Annotated in this window: 28 protein-coding genes and 1 pseudogene; 19 read left to right on the top strand and 10 right to left on the bottom strand. The window is 51.3% G+C overall.

Features of this window, described 5'->3' with window-relative positions; all coding sequences use genetic code 11:
• The first annotated feature begins 98 nt into the window (after positions 1-98).
• The 3 genes from KJS28_RS04420 to KJS28_RS04410 are packed head-to-tail and all read left to right on the top strand — an operon-like array spanning position 99 to position 1,568.
• Complete coding sequence (locus KJS28_RS04420; RefSeq protein WP_213541881.1) at positions 99-404, top strand: STAS domain-containing protein; 306 nt, start codon at positions 99-101, stop codon at positions 402-404.
• 13 nt (positions 405-417) lie between these two features.
• Complete coding sequence (gene spoIIAB / locus KJS28_RS04415) at positions 418-867, top strand: anti-sigma F factor (protein ID WP_213541880.1); 450 nt, start codon at positions 418-420, stop codon at positions 865-867.
• Positions 864-1,568 (top strand): sigma-70 family RNA polymerase sigma factor, encoded by a 705-nt coding sequence (locus KJS28_RS04410; RefSeq protein ID WP_213541879.1) that lies wholly within the window; start codon positions 864-866, stop codon positions 1,566-1,568. The genes spoIIAB and KJS28_RS04410 overlap by 4 nt, the downstream gene beginning before the upstream one ends.
• A 1,491-nt stretch (positions 1,569-3,059) precedes the next feature.
• Here the strand turns inward: KJS28_RS04410 and KJS28_RS04405 are convergent.
• Positions 3,060-3,830: a type III pantothenate kinase gene (locus tag KJS28_RS04405; RefSeq protein WP_021859077.1), complete on the bottom strand. Its 771-nt coding sequence runs from the start codon at positions 3,828-3,830 to the stop codon at positions 3,060-3,062.
• A 171-nt stretch (positions 3,831-4,001) separates the two neighbouring features.
• Between KJS28_RS04405 and KJS28_RS04400 the strand changes: the two genes are divergently transcribed.
• From KJS28_RS04400 to KJS28_RS04390, 3 genes are all read left to right on the top strand, one after another.
• Positions 4,002-4,922: a selenium metabolism-associated LysR family transcriptional regulator gene (locus tag KJS28_RS04400; protein ID WP_021859078.1), complete on the top strand. Its 921-nt coding sequence runs from the start codon at positions 4,002-4,004 to the stop codon at positions 4,920-4,922.
• A gap of 96 nt (positions 4,923-5,018) precedes the next feature.
• Complete coding sequence (gene yedE, locus KJS28_RS04395; RefSeq protein WP_213541878.1) at positions 5,019-6,155, top strand: YedE family putative selenium transporter; 1,137 nt, start codon at positions 5,019-5,021, stop codon at positions 6,153-6,155.
• On the top strand, positions 6,152-6,352 hold the full coding sequence (locus KJS28_RS04390) for a sulfurtransferase TusA family protein (RefSeq protein ID WP_021859080.1): 201 nt from the start codon (positions 6,152-6,154) through the stop codon (positions 6,350-6,352). Before yedE ends, KJS28_RS04390 begins: the two co-directional genes overlap by 4 nt.
• 64 nt (positions 6,353-6,416) lie before the next feature.
• Here the strand turns inward: KJS28_RS04390 and spoIVA are convergent, their stop codons facing one another.
• Positions 6,417-7,892, bottom strand: coding sequence for a stage IV sporulation protein A (gene spoIVA, locus KJS28_RS04385; RefSeq protein ID WP_213541877.1), 1,476 nt, complete (start codon positions 7,890-7,892; stop codon positions 6,417-6,419).
• Between the two features lie 185 nt (positions 7,893-8,077).
• Between spoIVA and KJS28_RS04380 the strand changes: the two genes are divergently transcribed.
• Positions 8,078-8,659 carry a TetR/AcrR family transcriptional regulator gene (locus KJS28_RS04380; RefSeq protein WP_213541876.1) on the top strand — a complete coding sequence of 194 codons (582 nt, stop codon included), beginning with the start codon at positions 8,078-8,080 and terminating at the stop codon, positions 8,657-8,659.
• Positions 8,660-8,747: 88 nt separating this feature from the next.
• Here KJS28_RS04380 and crcB read toward each other — a convergent pair whose 3' ends face one another.
• Positions 8,748-9,116: a fluoride efflux transporter CrcB gene (crcB, locus tag KJS28_RS04375; RefSeq protein WP_324614764.1), complete on the bottom strand. Its 369-nt coding sequence runs from the start codon at positions 9,114-9,116 to the stop codon at positions 8,748-8,750.
• Positions 9,117-9,120: 4 nt separating this feature from the next.
• Positions 9,121-9,216 (bottom strand): annotated as a pseudogene (locus KJS28_RS04370) (GGGtGRT protein); the annotation flags it as partial.
• Between the two features lie 424 nt (positions 9,217-9,640).
• On the opposite strand from KJS28_RS04370, the gene KJS28_RS04365 reads away from it, so the two are divergent.
• From KJS28_RS04365 to KJS28_RS04345, 5 genes are all read left to right on the top strand, one after another.
• Positions 9,641-10,093, top strand: coding sequence for a hypothetical protein (locus KJS28_RS04365; protein WP_213541875.1), 453 nt, complete (start codon positions 9,641-9,643; stop codon positions 10,091-10,093).
• A 33-nt stretch (positions 10,094-10,126) separates the two neighbouring features.
• Positions 10,127-10,597, top strand: a complete 471-nt coding sequence (locus tag KJS28_RS04360; RefSeq protein WP_213541874.1) for a hypothetical protein — start codon at positions 10,127-10,129, stop codon at positions 10,595-10,597.
• Between the two features lie 82 nt (positions 10,598-10,679).
• The gene (locus KJS28_RS04355; protein ID WP_213541873.1) at positions 10,680-11,327 is read left to right on the top strand and encodes a hypothetical protein; all 648 of its coding nucleotides are present in this window, start codon (positions 10,680-10,682) and stop codon (positions 11,325-11,327) included.
• A 136-nt stretch (positions 11,328-11,463) separates the two neighbouring features.
• Positions 11,464-11,655 carry a hypothetical protein gene (locus KJS28_RS04350; protein ID WP_213541872.1) on the top strand — a complete coding sequence of 64 codons (192 nt, stop codon included), beginning with the start codon at positions 11,464-11,466 and terminating at the stop codon, positions 11,653-11,655.
• Positions 11,652-11,807 carry a hypothetical protein gene (locus KJS28_RS04345; RefSeq protein WP_213541871.1) on the top strand — a complete coding sequence of 52 codons (156 nt, stop codon included), beginning with the start codon at positions 11,652-11,654 and terminating at the stop codon, positions 11,805-11,807. Before KJS28_RS04350 ends, KJS28_RS04345 begins: the two co-directional genes overlap by 4 nt.
• Here KJS28_RS04345 and KJS28_RS04340 read toward each other — a convergent pair.
• Both KJS28_RS04340 and KJS28_RS04335 read right to left on the bottom strand, forming a co-directional pair.
• A complete protein-coding gene (locus KJS28_RS04340; RefSeq protein ID WP_213541870.1) occupies positions 11,804-12,112 on the bottom strand; it encodes a hypothetical protein in 309 nt (102 codons plus the stop codon). The genes KJS28_RS04345 and KJS28_RS04340 overlap by 4 nt on opposite strands.
• Position 12,113: 1 nt before the next feature.
• A complete protein-coding gene (locus KJS28_RS04335; RefSeq protein ID WP_228298440.1) occupies positions 12,114-12,341 on the bottom strand; it encodes a helix-turn-helix domain-containing protein in 228 nt (75 codons plus the stop codon).
• Positions 12,342-12,597: 256 nt separating this feature from the next.
• Here KJS28_RS04335 and KJS28_RS04330 point away from each other — a divergent pair, with 256 nt between their 5' ends.
• Together KJS28_RS04330 and KJS28_RS04325 are read left to right on the top strand one after the other, a co-directional pair.
• On the top strand, positions 12,598-12,876 hold the full coding sequence (locus KJS28_RS04330; protein ID WP_213541868.1) for a hypothetical protein: 279 nt from the start codon (positions 12,598-12,600) through the stop codon (positions 12,874-12,876).
• Between the two features lie 58 nt (positions 12,877-12,934).
• A complete protein-coding gene (locus tag KJS28_RS04325) occupies positions 12,935-13,522 on the top strand; it encodes a recombinase family protein (protein WP_213541867.1) in 588 nt (195 codons plus the stop codon).
• Positions 13,523-13,593: 71 nt separating this feature from the next.
• Here the strand turns inward: KJS28_RS04325 and KJS28_RS04320 are convergent, their stop codons facing one another.
• The 4 genes from KJS28_RS04320 to KJS28_RS04305 all read right to left on the bottom strand — a co-directional run bounded on the left by KJS28_RS04320 (position 13,594) and on the right by KJS28_RS04305 (position 16,573).
• Entirely contained in the window at positions 13,594-14,052 is a 459-nt protein-coding gene (locus tag KJS28_RS04320) for a hypothetical protein (RefSeq protein WP_213541866.1), read from the bottom strand.
• A gap of 26 nt (positions 14,053-14,078) precedes the next feature.
• On the bottom strand, positions 14,079-14,504 hold the full coding sequence (locus tag KJS28_RS04315) for a hypothetical protein (RefSeq protein ID WP_213541865.1): 426 nt from the start codon (positions 14,502-14,504) through the stop codon (positions 14,079-14,081).
• A 198-nt stretch (positions 14,505-14,702) separates the two neighbouring features.
• Positions 14,703-16,298 carry a recombinase family protein gene (locus tag KJS28_RS04310; protein WP_213542218.1) on the bottom strand — a complete coding sequence of 532 codons (1,596 nt, stop codon included), beginning with the start codon at positions 16,296-16,298 and terminating at the stop codon, positions 14,703-14,705.
• Positions 16,299-16,354: 56 nt separating this feature from the next.
• Positions 16,355-16,573 carry a hypothetical protein gene (locus KJS28_RS04305; protein ID WP_008978047.1) on the bottom strand — a complete coding sequence of 73 codons (219 nt, stop codon included), beginning with the start codon at positions 16,571-16,573 and terminating at the stop codon, positions 16,355-16,357.
• Between the two features lie 191 nt (positions 16,574-16,764).
• On the opposite strand from KJS28_RS04305, the gene KJS28_RS04300 reads away from it, so the two are divergent.
• The 5 genes from KJS28_RS04300 to KJS28_RS04280 are packed head-to-tail and all read left to right on the top strand — an operon-like array spanning position 16,765 to position 21,117.
• Complete coding sequence (locus KJS28_RS04300) at positions 16,765-17,292, top strand: TetR/AcrR family transcriptional regulator (RefSeq protein ID WP_213541864.1); 528 nt, start codon at positions 16,765-16,767, stop codon at positions 17,290-17,292.
• Positions 17,293-17,311: 19 nt separating this feature from the next.
• Positions 17,312-18,829: a cardiolipin synthase gene (gene cls, locus KJS28_RS04295; protein WP_008978049.1), complete on the top strand. Its 1,518-nt coding sequence runs from the start codon at positions 17,312-17,314 to the stop codon at positions 18,827-18,829.
• 7 nt (positions 18,830-18,836) lie between these two features.
• Positions 18,837-19,298 carry a glycosyl-4,4'-diaponeurosporenoate acyltransferase CrtO family protein gene (locus tag KJS28_RS04290; RefSeq protein WP_009295644.1) on the top strand — a complete coding sequence of 154 codons (462 nt, stop codon included), beginning with the start codon at positions 18,837-18,839 and terminating at the stop codon, positions 19,296-19,298.
• A 9-nt stretch (positions 19,299-19,307) separates the two neighbouring features.
• The gene (locus tag KJS28_RS04285) at positions 19,308-20,426 is read left to right on the top strand and encodes an MGDG synthase family glycosyltransferase (RefSeq protein ID WP_008978051.1); all 1,119 of its coding nucleotides are present in this window, start codon (positions 19,308-19,310) and stop codon (positions 20,424-20,426) included.
• Positions 20,416-21,117 (top strand): phosphatase PAP2 family protein, encoded by a 702-nt coding sequence (locus tag KJS28_RS04280; RefSeq protein WP_008978052.1) that lies wholly within the window; start codon positions 20,416-20,418, stop codon positions 21,115-21,117. The genes KJS28_RS04285 and KJS28_RS04280 overlap by 11 nt, the downstream gene beginning before the upstream one ends.

Here is a 21,117-nt window from a genome sequence, read left to right as displayed (position 1 = left end):
CCCCGTTTTTGACAGAAAATAACCGCTTCATCATGTATAATCACCGCAGATCGAAGGATCTGCGGTGATTTTATTTTTTGCACGAAGGAGCGATCCCAATGGAAGTTTCTGTAAAATGCGAGGCCCGCCATATCTGCATCCGCCTCTCAGGTGAGCTGGACCACCACAGCGCTAAGGGGCTCCTGCGGCGGCTGGATCAGGAGATTGAGAAGGCCCTGCCTACACAGCTGACGCTGGATCTCTCCGGCGTGACCTTTATGGACAGCTCCGGCATCGCCCTGCTGATCCGGGCCCGGCAGCGGATGCAGGAGCTGGGCGGCACGGCAGATGTCTGCGGTGCCGCAGCACAGGCCCGCCGAGTGCTGGATGCGGCGGGGCTCCAACGTTATCTGACCATACGATGAGAGGGGAGTACATATGAAGCGGAGACCGGAGAACTATGTGACCTTGGAATTTTTGAGCCGCAGCAGCAACGAGGGCTTTGCCCGTCTGGCCGCAGCGGCCTTTGCCGCCCAGCTGGATCCTACGCTGGACGAGCTGGGAGACATCAAAACCGCCGTCAGCGAGGCAGTGACTAACGCCATCGTCCACGCCTATCCAAATCAGCTGGGGAAGATCGTCATGAAGCTGCGGATGCTGGAAAATCAGACGCTGGAGTTGGTAATTCGTGACTGGGGCTGCGGCATGGAGGACGTGGAGCAGGCCCGGCAGCCGCTGTTCACCACCGGCGGCGAGGAGCGCAGCGGTATGGGCTTCACCATCATGGAGAGCTTTATGAATCAACTGGCGGTAAAGTCTGCCCCCGGCAAGGGAACCACCGTCACCATGCGTAAGCGTATCGCCTCCCGTGTCCCGGCGAAGCGATGAGCGAGCTGCTGACGCTGTTGGATCGGGCGCAGAATGGCGACAATGACGCCTGTCAGCAGGTGTTGACGGAAAATGTGGGGCTTATCTGGAGCATCGTCAAGCGATACAGCGGCTGCGGCGTGGACACAGACGACCTCTACCAGCTGGGATGTATTGGTTTTATCAAGGCTGTAAAGGGATTTGACCTCACATATGGAACGCAGTTTTCCACCTACGCCGTCCCCAAAATTGCCGGTGAGATCCGCCGTTTTCTCCGGGATGACGGCTCCGTCAAGGTGGGCCGCAGCCTCCGGGAAAAGGGCCAGACCCTGTTTTATACACGTGAACGATTGCGCCATACACTGGGGAGGGAACCGCAGCTGTCAGAATTGGCGCAGGAGACGGGAATGACTGTGGAGGAGGTCGCCGCCGTAAAGTTGGCCAACGGGCCGCTGGAATCCCTCCAGCAGGAGACCATCGACGGCCTGACGCTGGAATCCACCTTGGGGACAGACAGCCCGGAGGAGGGGATGGTAGAAAAAATAGCGCTGCGGGAAGCCATCGACAGCCTGCCGGAGCGGGAAAGGATCACCATACTTCTGCGTTTTTTTCGGGGAATGACACAGGAGCAAGCTGCCCGTATCCTGAAGGTATCTCAGGTACAGGTGTCCCGCTTGGAGCGCAAGGGACTGGCAAAGCTCCGGGAAATTTTAGAAGCGTGACGGGATTTAGAAGTATTTGGGAAGTATTTAACGATATCGCTGCTGGAGTATCAAAGATATCACGCAAGCTTCAAGTTTCTAATCCGTAATAGGTTCTTATAGGCTCAATCAACCCCTCCGGCTAAAGAGGGAGGGGTTGATTGAGCCACACGACATGATGACTTACTTGACAAACATTTGTTCGCCTGTTATGATACGCAAAACGGCATCTCGGCTCCAGCGGGGGATCCTTTTCTTCGGCACACAAGATTGAACAAAATGGATGATGTTTTGTTCAACTCAGTGCAAGTAGGATAGTCCGCCGCACCTCGGTAGACGCTGCCGACCCTGTTTGCTGCTATTTTGAGGCACCTCTGTACTCCTTGCGGGCGGTTCCCCGTGTTCTTTCTTATCCCCATAGCCTTTCCCGTTGTTTTTACCCATGGTAAAATCTTTTTTTATTTTTGCCGCAGTTCGTAGGCAGGCGGGTGAGGATCGTGCCGGTGGTGCCGTTCGCCCTGCGACTGCGTGCGCCGCTTGCGGCGTTCATGCAGCAGGGCATCGGAACGGCTGCACCGGTGCAATCCTCAGGCTTCGCCGCTTGCGGCGCTCGTCTCCGAAGCCGACCCCGCCGTGGTTCCTGCGGACTGCGGTTTTTTGTAAATGCACTTTCGAAAAATTCTGGTTGACACTTTTTCGCCTATCTGGTATAATATACTTAGTATTACCCCTGTAATCTCTGAGAATTTGAGAATCTTAGTTTACGATTTCACAATCTTCGTGAGACTGCACAATTTCTTTCCCGTTGTTTTGTGTATGTCTCACAAGGGCAGGGGGTTCAGTATTACCCCCTGCAACTTCTGTAAATCTGTGAATCTTTGTCAGGGGATTAACAAAGCTCAGTCATGCATTTCAATACCCTTTCGCATTGAAATACCGTAAAGGCACCGACCGTTTGGCCGGTGCTTTTGCTATCTTGCGTGTTGCAGGGTAGGGGACTTCTGAAAAGAGGTGTCCTGGTCAGACTTCTTCGCGGTAAGAAAAACCAGCGTGTGTGAACAGTAGTCACACACGCTGGTTTCGTTGTACGTTGTCATCGTCAAGCAACTGGCAGCTTAGTCGCACCAGTCCCGTAGGCCACATTAACCGCACGGATTGAACAATAACAATTATTTTGTTCAATCTTGACTTGCTCCCGCTTGTCTGCTACCATGGTGCCACCGATACCCGCAGGAAGGAGAGGCTTTGAGACGATATGCGAGATTGAACAAAATAAAAATTTTGTTCAATCGAGAAGAGGAGAAAACAAGCTTTTCCCCGTTTTGCGGCATCTGCGCTCGTGTTGGCTCCGGATAACCTCGGGTCACTTCTGACAATCGCATCACTCCGGACAAATTGTCGCACTCCTCATGGAATGCGTGGATTGAAATACGGTCATCCATCTCGTCATTGCTGTGCTGATCCGATGGAACCGCAAAAGTCTCCGCATCTATGTGCGGAGACTTTTGCGGTTCAGTGATTCTTCTGATAGATGGCCCACAGGCCGTTCATCAGAAGATATTTGTCATAATACACCTTGTTGCGGCAATACCGTACGATCACCGGCGCATTACTGCCGGTGGCCACAATGGTGGGCTGCTCACCCGGCAACATCTCCCTGATGCGGTCGATAATGCCGTCCAGCATTCCCGCCGTGCCGTAGACGATGCCGGAGCGCATACAGTCCTCTGTATTTTTCCCAATCAACTGTTTGGGATGCTGCAAGGAGATATCCGGCAGTTGGGCCGTGTGGTCGGACAGCGCATCCAGACTCAGCCGCACGCCGGGAAACATCAGGCCGCCCTCATAGCTGCGCTTGGCGGAGATATAGGAGATGGTGGTGGCCGTCCCCATGTCGATCATAATGATGGGCGGAGCGTACTTCTCCAGCGCCGCTACGGCGTTGGCCACCAGATCGGCCCCCAGTTGGTTGTGGACCTCCATGCGGATATTCAACCCTGTCTTGACACCGGGGCCCACCACCATGGGTGGCTCGCCCAGCAGCCGGGTCAGGGCTTTGGTCATCATAAAGTTGATAGGCGGCACCACGCTGGAAAAGATGGCACCGGTGACGTCCTTCAGATCATAGCGGTACAGTGCAAACAGATTCATCAGGTCGATGCTGATCTGATCCGCCGTTTTGCGGCTGTCGGTGTCGATGGAGGAGAGAAACAGGAGTTTCCCCGCTTTGTCAAACAGCCCCACAGATATGTTGGAATTTCCGATGTCGATCGCCAGCAGCATGGCAAGTCTCCTCCCTGTTCATCATTGTTTTTTCTATTGTAACACGCACGAGCCGACTTGGCAACGGTCGGCGGCGATTTTACAAAACTCGCCAGCCGGAGCCCCACGACTTGACGAGACATAGAAAAATGTGTTATATTTCTATAAGTATCACGCAGCAAGGAGGCAGACATGAGCGAATTCAGCTTGAAACAGATCCAGGTATTCGTGGCCGTGGCGGAATTGGGGAGCTTTACACAGGCAGCGCAGGCCCTGTTCCTCAGCCAGTCCACCGTCAGCGCACATCTGGCGGCACTGGAGACGGCTCTGTCCACCCGCCTGCTGGACCGTGACGCACGCCGCCGGGTGCGGCTGACACCGGAGGGCGAGCGGGTCTATCCGGCAGCCAAAAAAATCTTGGCGGACTGCGCTGCATTGGAGGAGGTCCTCCAGAATCAGGATGGCGCAGGCCTTCCCCTGCTGCTGGGAGCCTCCACGGTACCGGCGCAGTATCTGCTGCCGGAGCTGCTGGCTCAGTATATGAAGCAGATTACGGGCGTCCGCTACCACCTGCGCCGGGGCGACTCGGCCCAGATCCACAAGCTGCTCCACAGCGGCTCCGTGCGGTTGGGCTTCGTGGGAGCTATGCTGGAGCCGGATTCCATGACCTACTTCCCCATGCTGGAGGATCATCTGGTGATGTGTACCGCCAACAATCCTCACTATCAGGCTTTGAAGAAGCAGAATGTCTATGGCCGTGATTTGCTGCGGGAGCCGACGGTAGCCCGTGAAGAGGGCTCCGGCACGGACCGCACCGTGCAGTCCTATATGCGGAATATGGGCCTTGCCGATCAGGACCTGCACATCGTGGCCAGAGTGGATGACCCGGAGGCCATCAAGCGTATGACCGCCCAAGGCGTAGGCGTCTCGGTGCTATCAGCCCTTTCTGTGGCGTCTGAGGTAGATGACGGCCGCCTGCTGACCTTCCCCATGGACCCGCAGGGGCTGCACCGCAGTATCTATCTGGTCTACCCCAGAGAGACGATCCTCTCCCAGTCGGAGCAGGCCTTTGTCCGCTTCTGCCGCCAGATGGCCATTCGCCGGAATCTCTGATCCATTCAAAAGTCGAAAAAGAGCTGTTATCGAATGATTCGATAACAGCTCTTTGCTATAGGAACCATTTGTTGGACAAAAAATGTATTCTATCGTATGATATATGAACAAAATGTTAAAAGAGAGAGGAGTTTTGTAATGAAAAAAGAGAATTGGCTGGTCATCATTGCCGGCGTTCTGGTGGGCGTGGCGGCTCTGGTGCTGACCAAGCTGGGAAACCCCGCTAACATGGGCTTCTGTATCGCCTGCTTCGAGCGTGATATCGCCGGTGCCGTGGGCCTGCACAGTGCTGCCAAGGTGCAGTACGTCCGCCCTGAGATCATCGGCCTAGTGCTGGGTGCCTTCATCATGGCTCTGGCCGGTAAGGAGTTCCGTCCGCAGGCCGGTTCCTCCCCTGCCACCCGGTTCGTGCTGGGTGCCTTCGTTATGATTGGCGCACTGGTGTTTCTCGGCTGCCCCCTGCGGATGGTTCTGCGTATGGGTGGCGGCGACCTGAATGCTCTGGTTGGTCTGGCCGGCTTCGTCATCGGCATTGTCATCGGTATCCTGTTCCTCAAGCGTGGCTTCAGCCTCAAGCGCTCCTATCCCGCCAAGCTGGTGGAGGGCACCACCCTTCCCGTGGTGATGTTTGTGCTGCTGGTGCTGGTGCTGGCAGTCCCCGCCATCTTCCACGCCAGCGAGGCAGGCCCCGGCTCCATGCACGCCCCCGCCATCGTCGCCCTGCTCATCGCTTTGGTGGTGGGCGCTCTGGCCCAGAAGTCCCGCCTGTGCATGGTGGGCGGCATCCGTGATTCCATTCTGGTGAAGGACAATCACCTGCTGCATGGCTTCATCGCCATCTTCCTCACCGTTCTCATCGGCAATCTGGTTCAGGGCAGCTTCAAGCTGGGCTTCGACCTGCAGCCCATCGCCCATAGCAGCCACCTGTGGAACCTGCTGGGCATGGTTCTGGTGGGCTGGGGCAGCGTGCTGCTGGGTGGCTGCCCCCTGCGTCAGCTGATTCTGGCCGGCTCCGGCAACGGCGACAGCGCCGTCACCGTGTTCGGTATGATTGTGGGCGCAGCCTTTGCCCATAACTTCGCTCTGGCCGGCAATCCCGACAGCACCAATGATGCCGGTGAGCTGGTGGTAGGCGGCATCGCCAACGCCGGCAAGGTGGCCGTGGTCATCGGCTTTGTGGTGTTGCTGGCCATCTCCCTGCTGAATTCCCGGAAGGAGGCGACTAAGGCATGATCGACGCCCGTGGACAGCTCTGCCCCATGCCGGTGATCATGGTCCAGAAGGCCGCCAAGGAGAACCCCGCCGAGATCCAGGTCCTGGTGGACGATCCCTGCGCCGTGGACAACATCACCCGCTTCGCCGGAAACAACGGCTATCAAATCACCTCCGCCCCGCAGGGCGAGGACTATCTGCTGATTCTCCGCAAATAAGGATACCATAACGAAGAGAGGCAAGGCCATCGGCCTTGCCTCTCTTCGTTATGGATGCGTCCCCTCACAGAATGATGCAGATCAGACCGCCGCTTCCCTCGTTGAGGATGCGTTCCAGCGCCTCCCGCAGCTTTTTCTGAGAATCCTCCGGCATCCGCTTTAGCTTCGCCTGCAAATCCTCCCCCACGATCTCGTGGAAGCTGCGGCCAAAGATGTTGGACTCCCACAGCTTCCCCGGCTCCCCCTCGAACTCCTGTAGGAGATAGTTTACCATGTCCTGCGACTGCTTCTCGTTCCCCACAATGGGGGACACCGTGGTGCTCACATCCGCCCGCAGCATATGGATAGACGGAGCGCTGGCCCGCATCCGCACACCGTATCGTCCTCCCTGCCGCACGATCTCCGGGTCCTCCAGCTCCAATTCCTCCACCGACGGCATCACCACGCCATAGCCGGTAGAGCGGGCACTGGACACCGCCTGCGCCACCCGGTCATACTCCTTCCGAAGGCCCGCCAACGTCACCAGCTGCTCCATCAGATCGCCGTCGTCGGTGATGCTCAACCCCGTCTGCTGGTTCACCGTATCGTAGAACAGGCTTCGGGGCAGCTGCACCTCCACCTGCCCCACGCCGGTCCCCAGATCCATCTGCCGCAGCATCACGGATCGGATCTGCTCCGACTGCTCCAGCGCTGCCATGCAGCCCTCCAGCTGCCGGACGTGCTCCAGCCGCCTGGCCTCCTGCCCCACCGCATGATAAAGGCCTGCTGGGATGGGATGCTCCGGCGGCAGAGCCTCCACCCATTCCGGGAAAAACAGCTGCAATTCCTGCACCGGGAACTCATACAGTAGACTCCGCAAAATCTCCTGCAGGTCCCCTTCCCCCAGCTCCAGACAGTTCACCGCAAGACACCGCACACTGTATTTCTGCTGTAATTCCTCCGCCAGCGGACGGGCTTCCTCCGGATGCAGGGAGTTCACCAGCACCACAAAGGGCTTCCCCAGCTCCTGCAGTTCCCGGATGACCCGCTCCTCCGCCTCCAGATAGTCGCTGCGGGGAATGTCCGTGACGCTGCCGTCGGTGGTGACCACGATGCCCACGGTGGAGTGGTCGCAGATGACCTTCCGGGTCCCCAGCTCCGCCGCCTCCGTCATGGGGATCTCATGGTCATACCACGGGGTCATGACCATCCGGGGCGCCAAATCCTCGAACTGCCCCACGGCACCGGGAACCATGTACCCCACGCAGTCGATGAGCCGCACGGAGAAGGAGGTGCCGTCCGGCAGACGCACCTCTGCGGCCTCCTCTGGTACGAACTTTGGCTCGGCGGTCATAATGGTGCGGCCGGAGCCGCTCTGGGGCAACTCGTCTCTGGCCCGCTCCCGTCGGTAGTCGTTTTCAATATTGGGCAGCACCTGCGTCTCCATAAACCGTTTGATGAAGGTGGATTTTCCTGTGCGGACCGGCCCCACCACGCCGATATAGATGCTGCTGCCGGTGCGGGATGCCATATCCTGATACATGGATGTGGAACGATTCATATGCTTCTCCTCCGAATCCTATCAGCTTTTGCTCCCAGCATATGCGGCGGGACGGCCCATTAGAAGGGATATGGTTTAAGAAGATGTAAATTTTTCTGTCTTTTATCCAACAAAATGTTGATTATTCAGGGACGAATATGGTAGAATAAAGTTAATTTATTCTACAGCATACGGAGGTGTTGACTATGCATGGCACGACCATTGACAGACGGGTAAAAAAGACCAAGAAGCAGCTGCGGCTGGCGCTGATGCATCTGATGACCCAGAAGAGCGCCAAGAGCATCTCGGTCCGGGAGCTGGCGGAGCAGGCGGATATCAACCGCAGCACCTTCTATATCCACTATAAGGACGTCAACGACCTGCTGCTGCATCTGGAGGATGAGATGGCGGAGCGTCTGTCAGAGCTCTGTCGGCGGCACGATCCCAAGGACTCCATGACCGGCGGCTACCCCTTCCTGACGGACCTCTACGCCTTCATTCAGGAGAACGCTGACCTGTGCAAGGTGCTGCTGGGGGGCTACGGTGACCGGGCCTATACAGAGCGCATCTGCCGCATCCTACGGGATGACTTCATCGAGGCGTATCTGTCCCTGCTATGTCCCGGCGACCGGGAGAAGATCCACTACTTCTGCGCCTTCATCGTGCCGGGAAATCTGATGCTGGCCCTGCGCTGGCTTCAGGACGGCACCAGAGAATCCCCGGAGGAAATAGCCCGCTTCGCCGGGCAGTTCATCAACAGCGGTGTGCAGTCCTTTGCCGGAAGATGATCGAAATGAAACGGGCATCCCGTAATAACAAAAAATGGCTCCTGACAGCTTGTCAGGAGCCATTTGTATATGTCTCTTCTTTGCCGCTTTACCGCACCAACCGCTGCCCCAGCAGCACCACCGTCACGCCCAACAGCAGGCTCAGCGCCGTATACAGCATCGCAAGGCCGGTCTTTCCGCTTTGCAGCAGACCTGCCGTCTCCACGGAAAAGGTAGAGAAGGTGGTGAAGCCGCCGCACACCCCCACCCGAAGGAACAGAAGCAGCTGCGGGTTCAGCTTGGCATACTTCCCCGCCAGCGCCCCGATTAGGCCCAGCGCAAAGGCACCTGCGATATTGATGCACAGGGTAATAGCCGGAAAGCCGCTGACCGGTTTCAGGGGCAGCAGCCCCAGCAGATAGCGGCAGATGGAACCGGCTGCGCCGCCCAAACCAACGAATACGCAGTTCAGCAGCATAGCCTTAGCCCTTCAGGCTCTCCTCCACCGCCACGGCCACAGCCACGGTAGCACCGACCATGGGGTTGTTGCCCATGCCCAAAAAGCCCATCATTTCCACGTCAAATCCGCCTGTCGGCGGCTTTGTGCCTGCGGCGCAAGGCTTTTTCGTGCAGCAAGCCCAATTTTTCACAAATCAGGAAACACGTTTCTCGTTCCAATAGAATGTGCTTTCTTAACTGGCTGCATTTTATCACATCTTCTGTCCACGAAACAAGCCCTTTTGACTTAATTAAACACCTTTTTCCATCTTCTTTCCTTCTCTATCATCTTTTATCATCTCTGTATCATCCTGTCGCCAAGAGAAGGAAAAGCCAATCAAAAATAAGTGATTTCTTTTCTGAACCTATCCTATTATATTGGATAGGTTCTTTTGTATAATCTGGGTGTAAAGATTGAGAGAGATAAACAAAACAAAAACCTCTCCAAAAGAAATAAGGGTTGCGACCTACCGCCACGGCCAAGAGCCAAGAAAGGACATTACCATGAACACCACTACTTCTACCAATTCCGCCGTCCGTTTCACCATCGACTTCTTCAAGCAGACCATCACCGGCACCAAGGCCAGCTTTGCCAAGGCCGGAAAGGGCTTCGGCCCTGAGTACGAGGAACTGACTGCCAAAATGGCGGCGCATCCCACCTTTACGCTGACGGTCAAAGAGCAGAAGCACAAGGCGACAAGCGCCAAGAAAACCTATGAGGGCATGGACTTCAAGTTCATGGAGGATTACATTGCGACCTTCGAGAACGCTACTTTGGCGCATGAATATGAATCCGTCAAGGAAATGGCGAAAAAGTGCGGAACCAAGGCCTACCCTCTGACCAAGAAGTGGTTTCTTGGCAAGTTCAGCGATGAGGAAAGCGGTTTCGATATGGATGCCGCCAGAAAGACCATTGCCGACTTCCGCATTGTGCAGGCAACCAAGGAAGCAGCTTAATCCACCCACACATAGAAAGGAAAGGTATCTACCATGGAAAAGTTCAAGTTTGATGTTGTTGCCCAGACCCTGACCATTACCGCCAAGTTTGCAGAGGCCATGAACAATCCCGAGAGAGAGGAATATAAGCTGGTGCAGAAATTCAGAGCCGATTTTCCTGCGCTGGTGATTATGAGAAAAACCCACAAGTCCGCCACCCACTACACAACCAAGAGTGGAGAGAAGTTCAACTGCAACCAGTTCAAAAATCTGACCTATGAGCGCATGGAGAAGTTCCTTTCTGCCCTTCCCAAGAAGGAAAGCTATCTGCGGGAGTACAGCTTCGTGAAGGACTTCGCTTCTGCCGTCCAGCACAACGGTTATTCTCTGGTGCGGAAATGGTTCACGGCGCAGTTCCCCGAGTTCCGAACGAACCCGCTGTTTTACCTCAGCCATTCTCCCGAGGTGGTCAATGGAATGACCTTTCTGGACGAGGAAACCAAAGCCGAAAAGAAAGCGTCCTGATTTTGAATCACACTATTAACATTGGAAAATACCATATTTTCCGATGTTAATAGCCCACTTGAATGTTCCAGAAGGAGGAGCCATGTTAGAAGAAAAGACCTACACGCTCCCTCAGCTTGCCCAAGAGCTGGGAGGGGCAGCAGATCGTCAGAGCGTTCTGAAAAAGCTGCAACGGCGAGGGATTGCCTACACCGCAGAGGGCCGAGGCGCAAAGCTGAAAATCACGATTCAATCCATTCCAGATCGTTTCCCAACCTATTGCATCCGAGAATTGCAGTTTGCCCCCAATTCCGACTTTGAAAAGGTCCGCAACCTGTTCTATTACTGCTTCAATGACGAGGAATTTTTCACCTATCCCGATGAGCGAAAAGCTGCGGCCTTGGAGGAATGCGGCCATCACGTCTCACGGCAGAGTATCGCCGTCTATCTGCAAAAGCTCTATGATTTGGGCCTCTGGTCCAAAAGCAGTCAGGAATTTGTCTACTACTTTGCCCACGGTGGAGTTTACAGGGAAGCCGACAAGCAGGAATACTTGGAGGCATGGCACGACTACTGGGGCTGGAAAGAGGAATTCGGCGGAGAGCTGAAAATCGTCTGTCCGATGATTCTGGAAAAATACGACGGTTTTCCGAGAAAGCAGGCCGTCCCCGAAGCCAATGCCATGGAGCAGGAGGCAATTCAAACGCTGATTGCCCTCACCAATGAAAGCTATGAACGGGCATACGGGTAAATTTGAACCACACTGTTAACATTGGAAATATAGAATTATATCCAGTGTTAATAGTGTGAATTAAAAAAGCAAAACAGGACAGTCCATCCATTCCATTTCCCATAGAGAGTAGAAGAAAAAAGAAGGAGGCAAATCAATGAGCCTAATTGATGATTATTTTAAGGACGTGCCTGAATACTACGATTCCATGTGCATGGACGGTTACACCCCTGAGCAGATCAGATACGCCCTCCACAAGAAAATGAACAGACAGCAGGCAGAACAGGAAGAACTTGCGGATTCCGTGGATTCTGTCAAGATCAAGAGCGAGGTGAAGATCAAACGATGAGCGAAAAGAAAGAGGACAAGAAGAAAAAGAAGCAGTCCGTCCTTGAAAAAGAGATTTTCAGCATTATGGAAAAGTCCATGAAAACGGCATTGGATGCGGCAGTGGACGATTTGCTGAAGGACTGGAACAAGGAAATCAAAATCAAACTTTAAGAGAAACGGCAAGCCGACACAAGGAAAACCCTTGGTTGGCTTGCCGTTTTTTCGTTTTCTGCCGTCTGCGCCGTGTGGCGTGAAAAAGGGCTGTCCGCAAACAGACCTGAAAGCCGTTTGCGGAAATCAAACCCTCTCTTGGTAGGAGCGCAGGCCACGCCTTTTTCCGTATGGTGGGAAATCGTCTGGCTTTCCTGAAATACAGCCCCTTGTACAATCAAACATTTGGTTTCGCAGACACTTTTGGTTCCTGAAAAACGCCCCTGAAGGCACCCCAAAACGCAAAATTTCTGTTCAGGAAACACGTCAGCCCCTTTCGCTGACATCGTCCTCTTTTACATACTCAATCAGATCGGCAGGCTGACAGTCCAACAGAGCGCAGATTGTGTCCAGCGTTTTCCACGACACCAGTTCCCCATGCCTTAGCTGTTGGAGGTAGGACTGACCAATCAGTTTTTCTTCACGGATTTTGGTAGAGGTGTAGCCTTTCTTTTTCAGCTCTGCCAACACGTCCACCTTGTAACGGATTGCCATAAAATGCGCCTCCTTTTCCATTGTCCTTATTCTATCACAGATATGCACTAAAATCAAGTGCTAATTTTGAACAAATAAAGCACCAAATATTAGTGCAATATGTCAATAGACAGCACCAGCATTTAGTGCTATAATTTTCTTGTAATTGAGGGGCAGCCAATTTCAACACTGCCTGTTGTAAGCCCCCTGAACAACCCACAAAGGAGCAGCGACAGCACGGAGAGACGGCAACCACAAAATAAAGGAGAAACCGAAAATGTCTAAAATCGAACTGCTTGCCAAGATTGAACTGCTGAACAAATACGAAGCCATGATGGAGGAACTTAAAGCCGAGGCCGACACCATCCGCAACACCATCAAGGCAGAGATGGAAGCCAGAGAGGTAGAGGAACTGATTGCTGGACAGTACATCGTCCGATACACTGCTATCCTCTCCAACCGATTTGACAGCACCGCATTCAAAAAGGTGATGCCTGAAATCTACAAGGCGTACACCAAGCAGGTTTCCAGCCGTCGCTTCACTATCAGCGCCTAAAAAAGAACCCCTCTCCATGGGCTTGCAGGCTCATGGAGAGGGAAGGAGGAATAGCAGGATGAAAAGAGGATATTCCAGATGCTCCACCAATGAAACCAAGCAGGACATTGGCAGACAGGTACGGGAGCTGAAAGCCGCTGGCGCAGAGGTCGTCTACATGGAGTACGAACACGGAGACGCCAAGGTGAAAAGCCAGCAGGCGCAGATGTTCGCAGACGCCGAGGCAGGCGACACCATTCTTGTGTTGGAGGTCCCGAGACTTGCCAGAAGCACCCAGCAGCTTTGTGAGATCATCGAGATCATCCGAGAAAAGCGCCTGCGGCTGGTGATTCTTGGCAGTATCACGCTGGACTGTCGGGAGGGCAAAGCAGACCCTATGAGCGAGGCATTTCTGCAAATGGCAGGCGTGTTCAGCCAGTTGGAGCTTGCCATGATACGGAGCCGTGTGCGCTCTGGTATGGCGAATGCCAAAGCTAAGGGAAAGCGAATCGGCAGGCCGCAGGTAGGCAAGGAGGACATTCCTGCAAATTTCCTGAGACATTATCCTGCATTCAAAAGTGGAACGCTGAATGTTTCGGAATTGGCAAGGGTTTGCGATTTGAGCAGGACAACGGTTTATAAGTATATTGAGCTGTTGGAGAGATAAAAATCAAAAAGGGCAGAACGCAACAACGCTCTGCCCTTTTCGTTCCATTTTTCAAAGAAATAAATTAAAGGCTATTTTCGCTCGTACATTACTTCCAGACCTTTGTTCGGATGATATGTCCAAGAAACACGAAAATGCTTGTTCTCTGCGGTTTGCCGTCCCATCAATGCAGTAGTAGATACCATTTTTTGATAAACAGAGTTGGAAAAACCGAGTTTTTCATTCACAAATTTGATTCCATCCAAAGAGTCACTGGCTTTGCGGCTATTGTAAGAAACAGAATCTGGGTCAGCATTATTGGGGTTTGTGTCTATTTCCAAATAACTGCCATCTTGTGCTACCCCATTGTCGGCAAAAGGATATTGGCGCAGCATTTGAGAGACAACATGGGAGAAATAATTACGCTTATAGATGCTGCTGCCAATGAAAACGGATACAACCAAGAGTAAAACCAAAGCAATTAGAAGTATGCGCTTCTTGGCGTGTATGGTTTTGCGAGCAATTTCAAAAACGGAATGTACGGTAGGCATTTTTGTTTGACCCTTTCGTGTATTCGTTATCCAAGCAAAATAAGTGTGTTCTCGTCATCGTCTGTCAGAGAAAGGTTTCCGTCTTTGTATGTATAATGAACCACCATCTCCTTAGGCTCATCTAGCTCATCTGTTCCACTGTTATCGACAAAGGTGTGGAAAGACAAATCAATGATACCGTCTTTCTTTGTGCTGACAGAGAATGTACCATTCCAAGCAGACGTTGGTGTGTCATCTACCTGATTATAAAGTACCGCAGTTCCGCTGTTTCCATCCTCAAATTCAAAGATATAAACCTGATACATTGTTCCGACTGGAGCAGTCCAACTTCGTCCCCACTTACCATCCAATTTAGGAGCGACTTCCTCTGCTTGTTTTTGATAGTTGCTTCCGCAAGCGCATAGGGACAGGCACAGCACAAGCGCCAAGAGTAGGGAAATTGTCTTTTTCATTTGCGTTCCTTCTTTCGTATAAAATAAAAAAGTGCGCAGCCGAAGCTACGCACCGAAAAACGCAGCCCCGATTGCTGCGACACAACTTTCCCAACGCCCAAAACGGCATGCGAAAATAGGGCATGCGTTTTTACCAAGGTAAAAACAGCACACCATTCCGCTACTCCTGATAGGGGTACCTTGAAGCGTGTCCTCGGATTAGGCAGGCAGTGCAATTGTACTGTCTGCCTTTTCTGTTGTCTCTCCGCATAGAAGCATATCGTCTGTCTCGTTGAGGTTGAAGTCCCGAAAACAGATGTGGATCTTCTGCGGTGCGTGCTTGGAGTATTTGACCTCTTTCTCATACACGATGATTTTCGCCACAAAGGTGCGGAGCAGTTCCGGGGTCAGTTCCGTCATGTCGGTGAACTTTCTGGCCTTGGCGATGAAGTTCTTGGCGTTGGCCATGCTACTGCGTAGTTTCTCCAGGCGCTCCTCCGTGGCAGGGATGGCTTCGGCCAGCTGCGCTTTCTCCTTGGAGTATGCCTCAGACAGCAAACGGAACTGCTCATTGCTCACCCGTCCCAAGGCGCTGTCCTCATACATCCGCTTGAACACTACATCCAGTTCGCCATCCCGTTTCCGCATCGTGGACAATTCCCGTTCCAACCCCCGGATCTCCTTTGCCACCTCAGTAGATTGCTTTTGCTGAATATATGCGGCGAACCGCTCCGGGTCGCTCCTGGCAAACTCTGTGGCTCTGCGGATTGTTTCCAGCACGATTTCCTTCAGTGCCACTTCCCGGATATAGTGAGCGCTACACACTTCTGCCCCGTCCTTCTTGTAGGTGCGGCAGGTGAAATGATTCTGTTCCGGCTTCATGGTGTGCGCCCGGTGCAATACCATGGGCTTACTGCAGTCCGCACAATACACCAATCCAGAGAACATATTCTGCTCATCCATATTCGTGCGGCGGCGCTTATGAGATCGCACCTCCTGTACGATATCCCAGGTTTCCTGATCCACCAGCTCTTCATGAGTATTCTCAAAGATAAGCCACTCTGATTTCGGGCGTTCACATCGTTTTTTGTCCTTGTAGGACTTGGTGCTGTAGCGAAGGTTGACCGTGTGCCCAAGGTAGACCATGTTCTGAAGCATATCCGCCACCATGTCGCCAGTCCAGTTGTAGGGCCGCTCTGCATTCAGCCCGGAATGGGATGTGCCGAATTTCGTATAGGCGTACATGGATGGACTGTAGATGCATTCTTTCTTGAGCTGCTTTGCAATCTGGGCTGGTCCCATTCCGCCGGCGCACATGGCGAAGATGCGTTTGACGACAGCCGCCGCCTCCTCATCCACCAACAGAGGAGAGTCCTTGGTTGCACCCTTGCGGTAGCCGTAAGGAGCTCGTGTCCCCACCCGGATTCCCCGCTGTGCCTTGGCGTTCACTACATTCCGCACCTTGCGGCTGCAGTCCCGCACGTGCCATTCATTGAACAAATTCTTGAAAGGCATCAGCTCGTTGCTGTTTTCATACTTGGTGTCAACATTGTCGTTGACAGCGATGTAGCGCACATCATTGGAAGGGAATATCTCCTCGATATAAAGACCGGTGTGCAGTTGGTTTCTTCCAAGGCGGGAAAGATCCTTTGTGATGATGACGGCGATGTCGCCGTTGCTCATGTCATCCATCATCTGTTCAAAGGCTGGGCGATTGAAATTCGCGCCGGAATAGCCATCGTCCACATAAAATCTGGTGTTCTGGAACCCATTCTCATCGGCGTACTTTTGCAGGATAAGTTTTTGAGACGAGATTTGTCAAGGTTATTTTCTCCCGCTGAATACAAATGTCCAACTTTACTGTGAATAGCTCAGATATAATAAACACAGAGCCGCAGAATGGCCAGGGTTGCCATCACCGCCGCAATGATTAGGATGGTGTTTCGGTTTTCTCCGGCCACTCCGATGTCAATCATACTGGCCAGGGCAGTAGGCAGCAGCATGGCTGTCACAGCGGAGAGCAGCATCAGCGCCAAGAGGGCGGCCACATGCTTTCCGCTGAGTTTTACACGGGAAAAAATCGTACCCATAGTTTTCCTTTCTGCTCGTCGTACTCGCATTTTAGCTTGACAGGGCAAATAGCAAATGATAGTATAAATGAAACGATAGTATCATAGATGCTATGAATATCACAGAAGCAGGCGTTGTCAATAGTCCGAGCGAAAGTGGAACAAATGACAATCCTTGTTTCAATGATACGCAATTAAAGGAGACGTTTCTTATGCGAAGGACAACGGCTACAACAGACTATCTGAAAGAATGTATGGGTACAGCGTTGCTGGAACTAATGAAAGAAAAACCCATTGAAAAAATCAGTATTGAGGAGATGACTGCCAAGGCAGATGTAGGTCGCTCCACTTATTTCCGTTATTTCAAAAGTAAAGATGAAGTTCTGTCTTTCAAAATCACATGTCTGTGGAAGCGCTTTTCCGACGAACACGGTGCTACCAACTTCGCCACTGGTAGTTATGACGGCATCAGGCTGTTTTTTGAATTTTGCCTTTCCACTCGTCCTATTTGTGATCTGCTCTACTCAGCTGATCGCCAATATGTGATTCTAAACTTCTATTTACAAGAAGTGGCATCCATTGTCGCTAATGCCGATGCCAAAACGCACTACTTTATCCAATTTATTACATATGGATTGTTTGGGCTTATGAATGCGTGGGTATTACGAGGCTATAAAGAAACCCCACAGGAAATGGCACAAATAGTTTGCGATTGGGAAGCATCTTCGGAGGAGAAATAACATAGAGGGGGGTAAACATATGGGAAAAATCATTCGACGCATTCTAACAATTATTCCAGCGGTGGCTTTACAATCGCTCTGGCTTTTGCTGTTGATGAAATGGCTGACCCCTTACGCACCGATTATTGTGTCACTGCTTTCCGTTGCAGCGTTTTTCTTGGTGGTATTTATTATTATAAAGAGAGATGAAACCGCTTATAAATTGCTTTGGCTGCTGGTTATTCTGTCACTACCTTTGGTAGGAGCGTTACTATATCTGCTCTTTGGAAATAAACGGACGGCCCGCCCTCTAAAAAGGCGCTTGCAGCAAGTTCAAAAGAGTTGCAATCCGCAGCCTCTTCCAATAAAAGAAGCTCCCTTTGACGGCGAAAAACGCATGGGGCAAACAGTGCGGTGGCTGGAAGAAAAAACGCAATATCCGATGTGTGCAGTTGAGCAGGTTCGTTACTATCCGTTGGGCGATAATATGTTCCCTGATATGCTTGCCGATTTGAAAAATGCAAGAAACTCGATTTACGTAGAATACTTCATTATTGAGCCGGGGCATATGTGGGACGCAATCGTGAACGAACTGGAAGTAAAAATGGAGCAGGGCGTTGATGTACGTGTGATATACGATGATCTTGGCAGTATTTCTTCGTTCAATTTCAGTAATGTCCGTGAACTGAAAAAGAAAGGCATTCCATGTATTCCTTTTAATCCTTTCCTTGCCTTAAAAGGAACTGCAAACTATCGCGATCATCGCAAAATGCTGATTATTGACAACGAAGTTGCTTATAGCGGAGGTATCAACTTATCAGATCGGTATATCAATTTGGAACATCCCTATGGACACTGGAAGGACACAGGCTTTCGGATTACTGGTGAGCCAGTAAAAAATTTTACCCATATGTTCTTGACCTTTTGGAACGCATTTTCGCTGGAAAAAGAAGCAGGACAGCTTGCAATGCCCACATATCCCAAAAGGTATCCTGCGCCGCCGCACACATTTGATGGTTATGTGCTTAGTTACTACGATTCGCCCCTTAACCATGAAGCTACCAGTAATCAGCTCTTTATTGACTTGCTTTCTCAAAGCACGGATTACGCATGGTTTTTTACACCGTATCTTATGCTTGGCGATGACTTGATGGATGCAATGATTTCCGCTGCTCAACGTGGTGTAGACGTGCGGATCATTATGCCCGGCATCCCTGATAAGAAGCTGATTTTCCGTATGTCTCGGAGCTTTTATCAGGTGTTGCTGACTGGCGGCATCAAGATTTATGAGTATACTCCCGGCTTCGTTCATGCAAAGAGCTTTGTATCAGACGACAAAGTTGCGACGATAGGAACTGTCAATCTGGACTACCGCAGTCTCTTTCTCCACTTTGAAAACAATTCGTTCTTTTATCGTTCCAGTATTATTGCAGCAATAAAGGACGATTTCATCGCTACACAGGCAAAATGTAAAGAGGTAAAGCCCTATGATATGAAACATTATTCGCGCCGCTGGGTCGTAGATGGTGTCCTTCGTATTTTCGCACCGCTATGTTGAGGTTTTTATGAAGCATTTTCTTATGTGTCTGCTATATATCGCGGCGTTAGGGGTTCTCTCCTTTGTAGTGGGGCGCTTGATCCCGAAGCATTGGTTTCACGCCGATCGTTTTCCTTGGGTCTGCCACCCGGCAGAGCAAAAACTATGGAAGCGGCTTCATGTTCGGAAATGGCAGGCAAAGATCCCCGATATGAGCCGCATATTCGTTAAAATCATGCCGGAAAAGAAACTGACAAAGGAAAACTATGAGAACTTGCCGCGCATGATAGAAGAAACTTGCGTGGCAGAGTGGACACATATTCTGTTGTCTATCGCCGGTCTTGGACTGCTGAAAATATGGTCCGGTGTTGGCGGGGTATGTATAACGATTATCTACATTGTGCTGGGTAATTTGCCGTTTATTGTTGTCCAGCGCTATAATCGCCCACGCCTGCAAAAGCTGTTTGCTATGCAGCAAAGGAAAAAATAGGAGATTCAAATGCAAACACTAATTCTAAGCTGCAACACTGGCGCAGGGCATAACTCCTGTGCGCAAGCAGTTCAGGAAGCCTACCACTCTCGCGGAGAAATCTGCAATATTACAGATTCTTTGCAGTTTATTTCAGAAAAAGCATCCACGTTTATTTCTAATTGGCATACCCGAATTTACCGCCATGCTCCAAGGCTTTTTGATGCTGGGTATCAGCGTGCGGAATCTCACGAAGATATTTTTTGTGAGGGAACGCCGATCTATAAGCTACTTTCCTCCGGCGCAGAGCGGATGTATCAATACATCCGCTCTGCAGGCTACGATAATATTATCTGTACTCATGTATTCCCAGCCTTGGCGTTGACAGAAATGCGCCGACAGCACCCATGCTTACAGCTTGTAACGAGCCACATTTCTACAGACTATACCTGCGCTCCCTGCACAGCGGATTCTGCGCTGGACTGGTATTTCATTCCGTCCACTTCGCTGTTAGGTGAGTTTGAACAATGTGGACTTCAACCTCAAAAGCTGATCGCCAGTGGAATCCCTGTGCGGCAGCAATTCTACCAGCGTGTGTCACAAGAAGCAGGAAAAGCCAACGCCGGAATCTCTCCTGCTCATCAACATATTTTAATGATGTGCGGTAGCATGGGCTGCGGTCCAATGGAGGAGATTATATCGTATCTCTGCCCTTACCTCACAACAGAACAAGAACTTAGTGTTGTATGCGGCACAAATGATGATTTACGCAAAAAACTCCAAAAAAGGACAGAAAAGTATTCTCAAGTTCATGTTCTGGGAACCGTCAATAATGTGCCGCAGCTCATGCAAGCCTCAGACCTATTCCTGACAAAGCCCGGAGGTCTAAGTACATCTGAGGCAATGGCGGCAGAGTTACCAATGGTGCTTATCGATGCAGTGGCTGGCTGCGAGACACATAATCTGAATTTTTTTCTGCGTAATGGAATGGCCGTCACAGCCAATACGCCAAAAGCAATCGCAGACACCACAATAAAAACGCTAAATGCCCCAGTGCTTCTTTCTAAAATGCGCGCGGCAATGCGGTCGCAGACGGAATGTACGGCAGCCGATAAAATCTATGAATGGATATACAGTCATGCAAAGTAATCATATAAAGCCGGAAGTTAATTACCGTGAGTTCCGCATCCATAAACTTAATACACCTGAATTTTCTCACGTCAGGCTATTGCTTTACTGGCCAATTTTCGGCTTGCTGTTTTTGTTTCTTGAGCGGTTGCAACCGCAACGAAATTACTATCCCGTCTATTGTGGACTCGATGATATAATACCATTTTGTGAATGGGCGTTGATTCCGTATCTATTTTGGTTTGTCTTTCTAATCGGTACGTTGGTTTATACTTTTTTCGTCGATGTACCTGCATTTCGGCGTATGATGTATTTTGTGATAGTCACCTATACGATCACGGTTTTGATTTACCTGTTCTTTCCAACCTGCCAAAATTTGCGGCCAGAAGCATTTGTACGCAATAATCTACTTACACGCTTTATTGAATTATTCTATAGTTTCGATACCAATACAAATGTTTGCCCCTCACTTCATGTAATAGGCTCTGTTGCCGCGATGTTTGGGTTATGGGATTGCAAGGCGCTCCAAAGCGTCGGATGGAAAATCGCTGCTACATCAATCGCCGTGTGTATCAGTCTCTCCACCGTTTTTATGAAACAGCATTCTATCATGGATGTTCTCGCTGCATTGCCAGTCTGTTTCTTTGGTTGGTGGATTGCCTATAAGATACTCCCCAATAATAAAACAAACCGATTTCTTACGAGGATGTAA

Source organism: Vescimonas coprocola (assembly GCF_018408575.1).
GTDB classification, from domain to species: domain Bacteria; phylum Bacillota; class Clostridia; order Oscillospirales; family Oscillospiraceae; genus Vescimonas; species Vescimonas coprocola.
The sequence above is the reverse complement of the archived record's forward strand: the minus strand, read 5'-3'. Positions and strand labels throughout refer to the sequence as shown.

Coding starts and splice junctions, on each gene's coding strand:
- KJS28_RS04420 (WP_213541881.1), top strand. CDS start 99: ATGGAAGTTTCTGTAAAATGCGAGGCCCGCCATATCTGCATCCGCCTC.
- spoIIAB (WP_213541880.1), top strand. CDS start 418: ATGAAGCGGAGACCGGAGAACTATGTGACCTTGGAATTTTTGAGCCGC.
- KJS28_RS04410 (WP_213541879.1), top strand. CDS start 864: ATGAGCGAGCTGCTGACGCTGTTGGATCGGGCGCAGAATGGCGACAAT.
- KJS28_RS04405 (WP_021859077.1), bottom strand. CDS start 3,830: ATGCTGCTGGCGATCGACATCGGAAATTCCAACATATCTGTGGGGCTG.
- KJS28_RS04400 (WP_021859078.1), top strand. CDS start 4,002: ATGAGCGAATTCAGCTTGAAACAGATCCAGGTATTCGTGGCCGTGGCG.
- yedE (WP_213541878.1), top strand. CDS start 5,019: ATGATATATGAACAAAATGTTAAAAGAGAGAGGAGTTTTGTAATGAAA.
- KJS28_RS04390 (WP_021859080.1), top strand. CDS start 6,152: ATGATCGACGCCCGTGGACAGCTCTGCCCCATGCCGGTGATCATGGTC.
- spoIVA (WP_213541877.1), bottom strand. CDS start 7,892: ATGAATCGTTCCACATCCATGTATCAGGATATGGCATCCCGCACCGGC.
- KJS28_RS04380 (WP_213541876.1), top strand. CDS start 8,078: ATGCATGGCACGACCATTGACAGACGGGTAAAAAAGACCAAGAAGCAG.
- crcB (WP_324614764.1), bottom strand. CDS start 9,116: ATGCTGCTGAACTGCGTATTCGTTGGTTTGGGCGGCGCAGCCGGTTCC.
- KJS28_RS04365 (WP_213541875.1), top strand. CDS start 9,641: ATGAACACCACTACTTCTACCAATTCCGCCGTCCGTTTCACCATCGAC.
- KJS28_RS04360 (WP_213541874.1), top strand. CDS start 10,127: ATGGAAAAGTTCAAGTTTGATGTTGTTGCCCAGACCCTGACCATTACC.
- KJS28_RS04355 (WP_213541873.1), top strand. CDS start 10,680: ATGTTAGAAGAAAAGACCTACACGCTCCCTCAGCTTGCCCAAGAGCTG.
- KJS28_RS04350 (WP_213541872.1), top strand. CDS start 11,464: ATGAGCCTAATTGATGATTATTTTAAGGACGTGCCTGAATACTACGAT.
- KJS28_RS04345 (WP_213541871.1), top strand. CDS start 11,652: ATGAGCGAAAAGAAAGAGGACAAGAAGAAAAAGAAGCAGTCCGTCCTT.
- KJS28_RS04335 (WP_228298440.1), bottom strand. CDS start 12,341: ATGGCAATCCGTTACAAGGTGGACGTGTTGGCAGAGCTGAAAAAGAAA.
- KJS28_RS04330 (WP_213541868.1), top strand. CDS start 12,598: ATGTCTAAAATCGAACTGCTTGCCAAGATTGAACTGCTGAACAAATAC.
- KJS28_RS04325 (WP_213541867.1), top strand. CDS start 12,935: ATGAAAAGAGGATATTCCAGATGCTCCACCAATGAAACCAAGCAGGAC.
- KJS28_RS04320 (WP_213541866.1), bottom strand. CDS start 14,052: ATGCCTACCGTACATTCCGTTTTTGAAATTGCTCGCAAAACCATACAC.
- KJS28_RS04315 (WP_213541865.1), bottom strand. CDS start 14,504: ATGAAAAAGACAATTTCCCTACTCTTGGCGCTTGTGCTGTGCCTGTCC.
- KJS28_RS04305 (WP_008978047.1), bottom strand. CDS start 16,573: ATGGGTACGATTTTTTCCCGTGTAAAACTCAGCGGAAAGCATGTGGCC.
- KJS28_RS04300 (WP_213541864.1), top strand. CDS start 16,765: ATGCGAAGGACAACGGCTACAACAGACTATCTGAAAGAATGTATGGGT.
- cls (WP_008978049.1), top strand. CDS start 17,312: ATGGGAAAAATCATTCGACGCATTCTAACAATTATTCCAGCGGTGGCT.
- KJS28_RS04290 (WP_009295644.1), top strand. CDS start 18,837: ATGAAGCATTTTCTTATGTGTCTGCTATATATCGCGGCGTTAGGGGTT.
- KJS28_RS04285 (WP_008978051.1), top strand. CDS start 19,308: ATGCAAACACTAATTCTAAGCTGCAACACTGGCGCAGGGCATAACTCC.
- KJS28_RS04280 (WP_008978052.1), top strand. CDS start 20,416: ATGCAAAGTAATCATATAAAGCCGGAAGTTAATTACCGTGAGTTCCGC.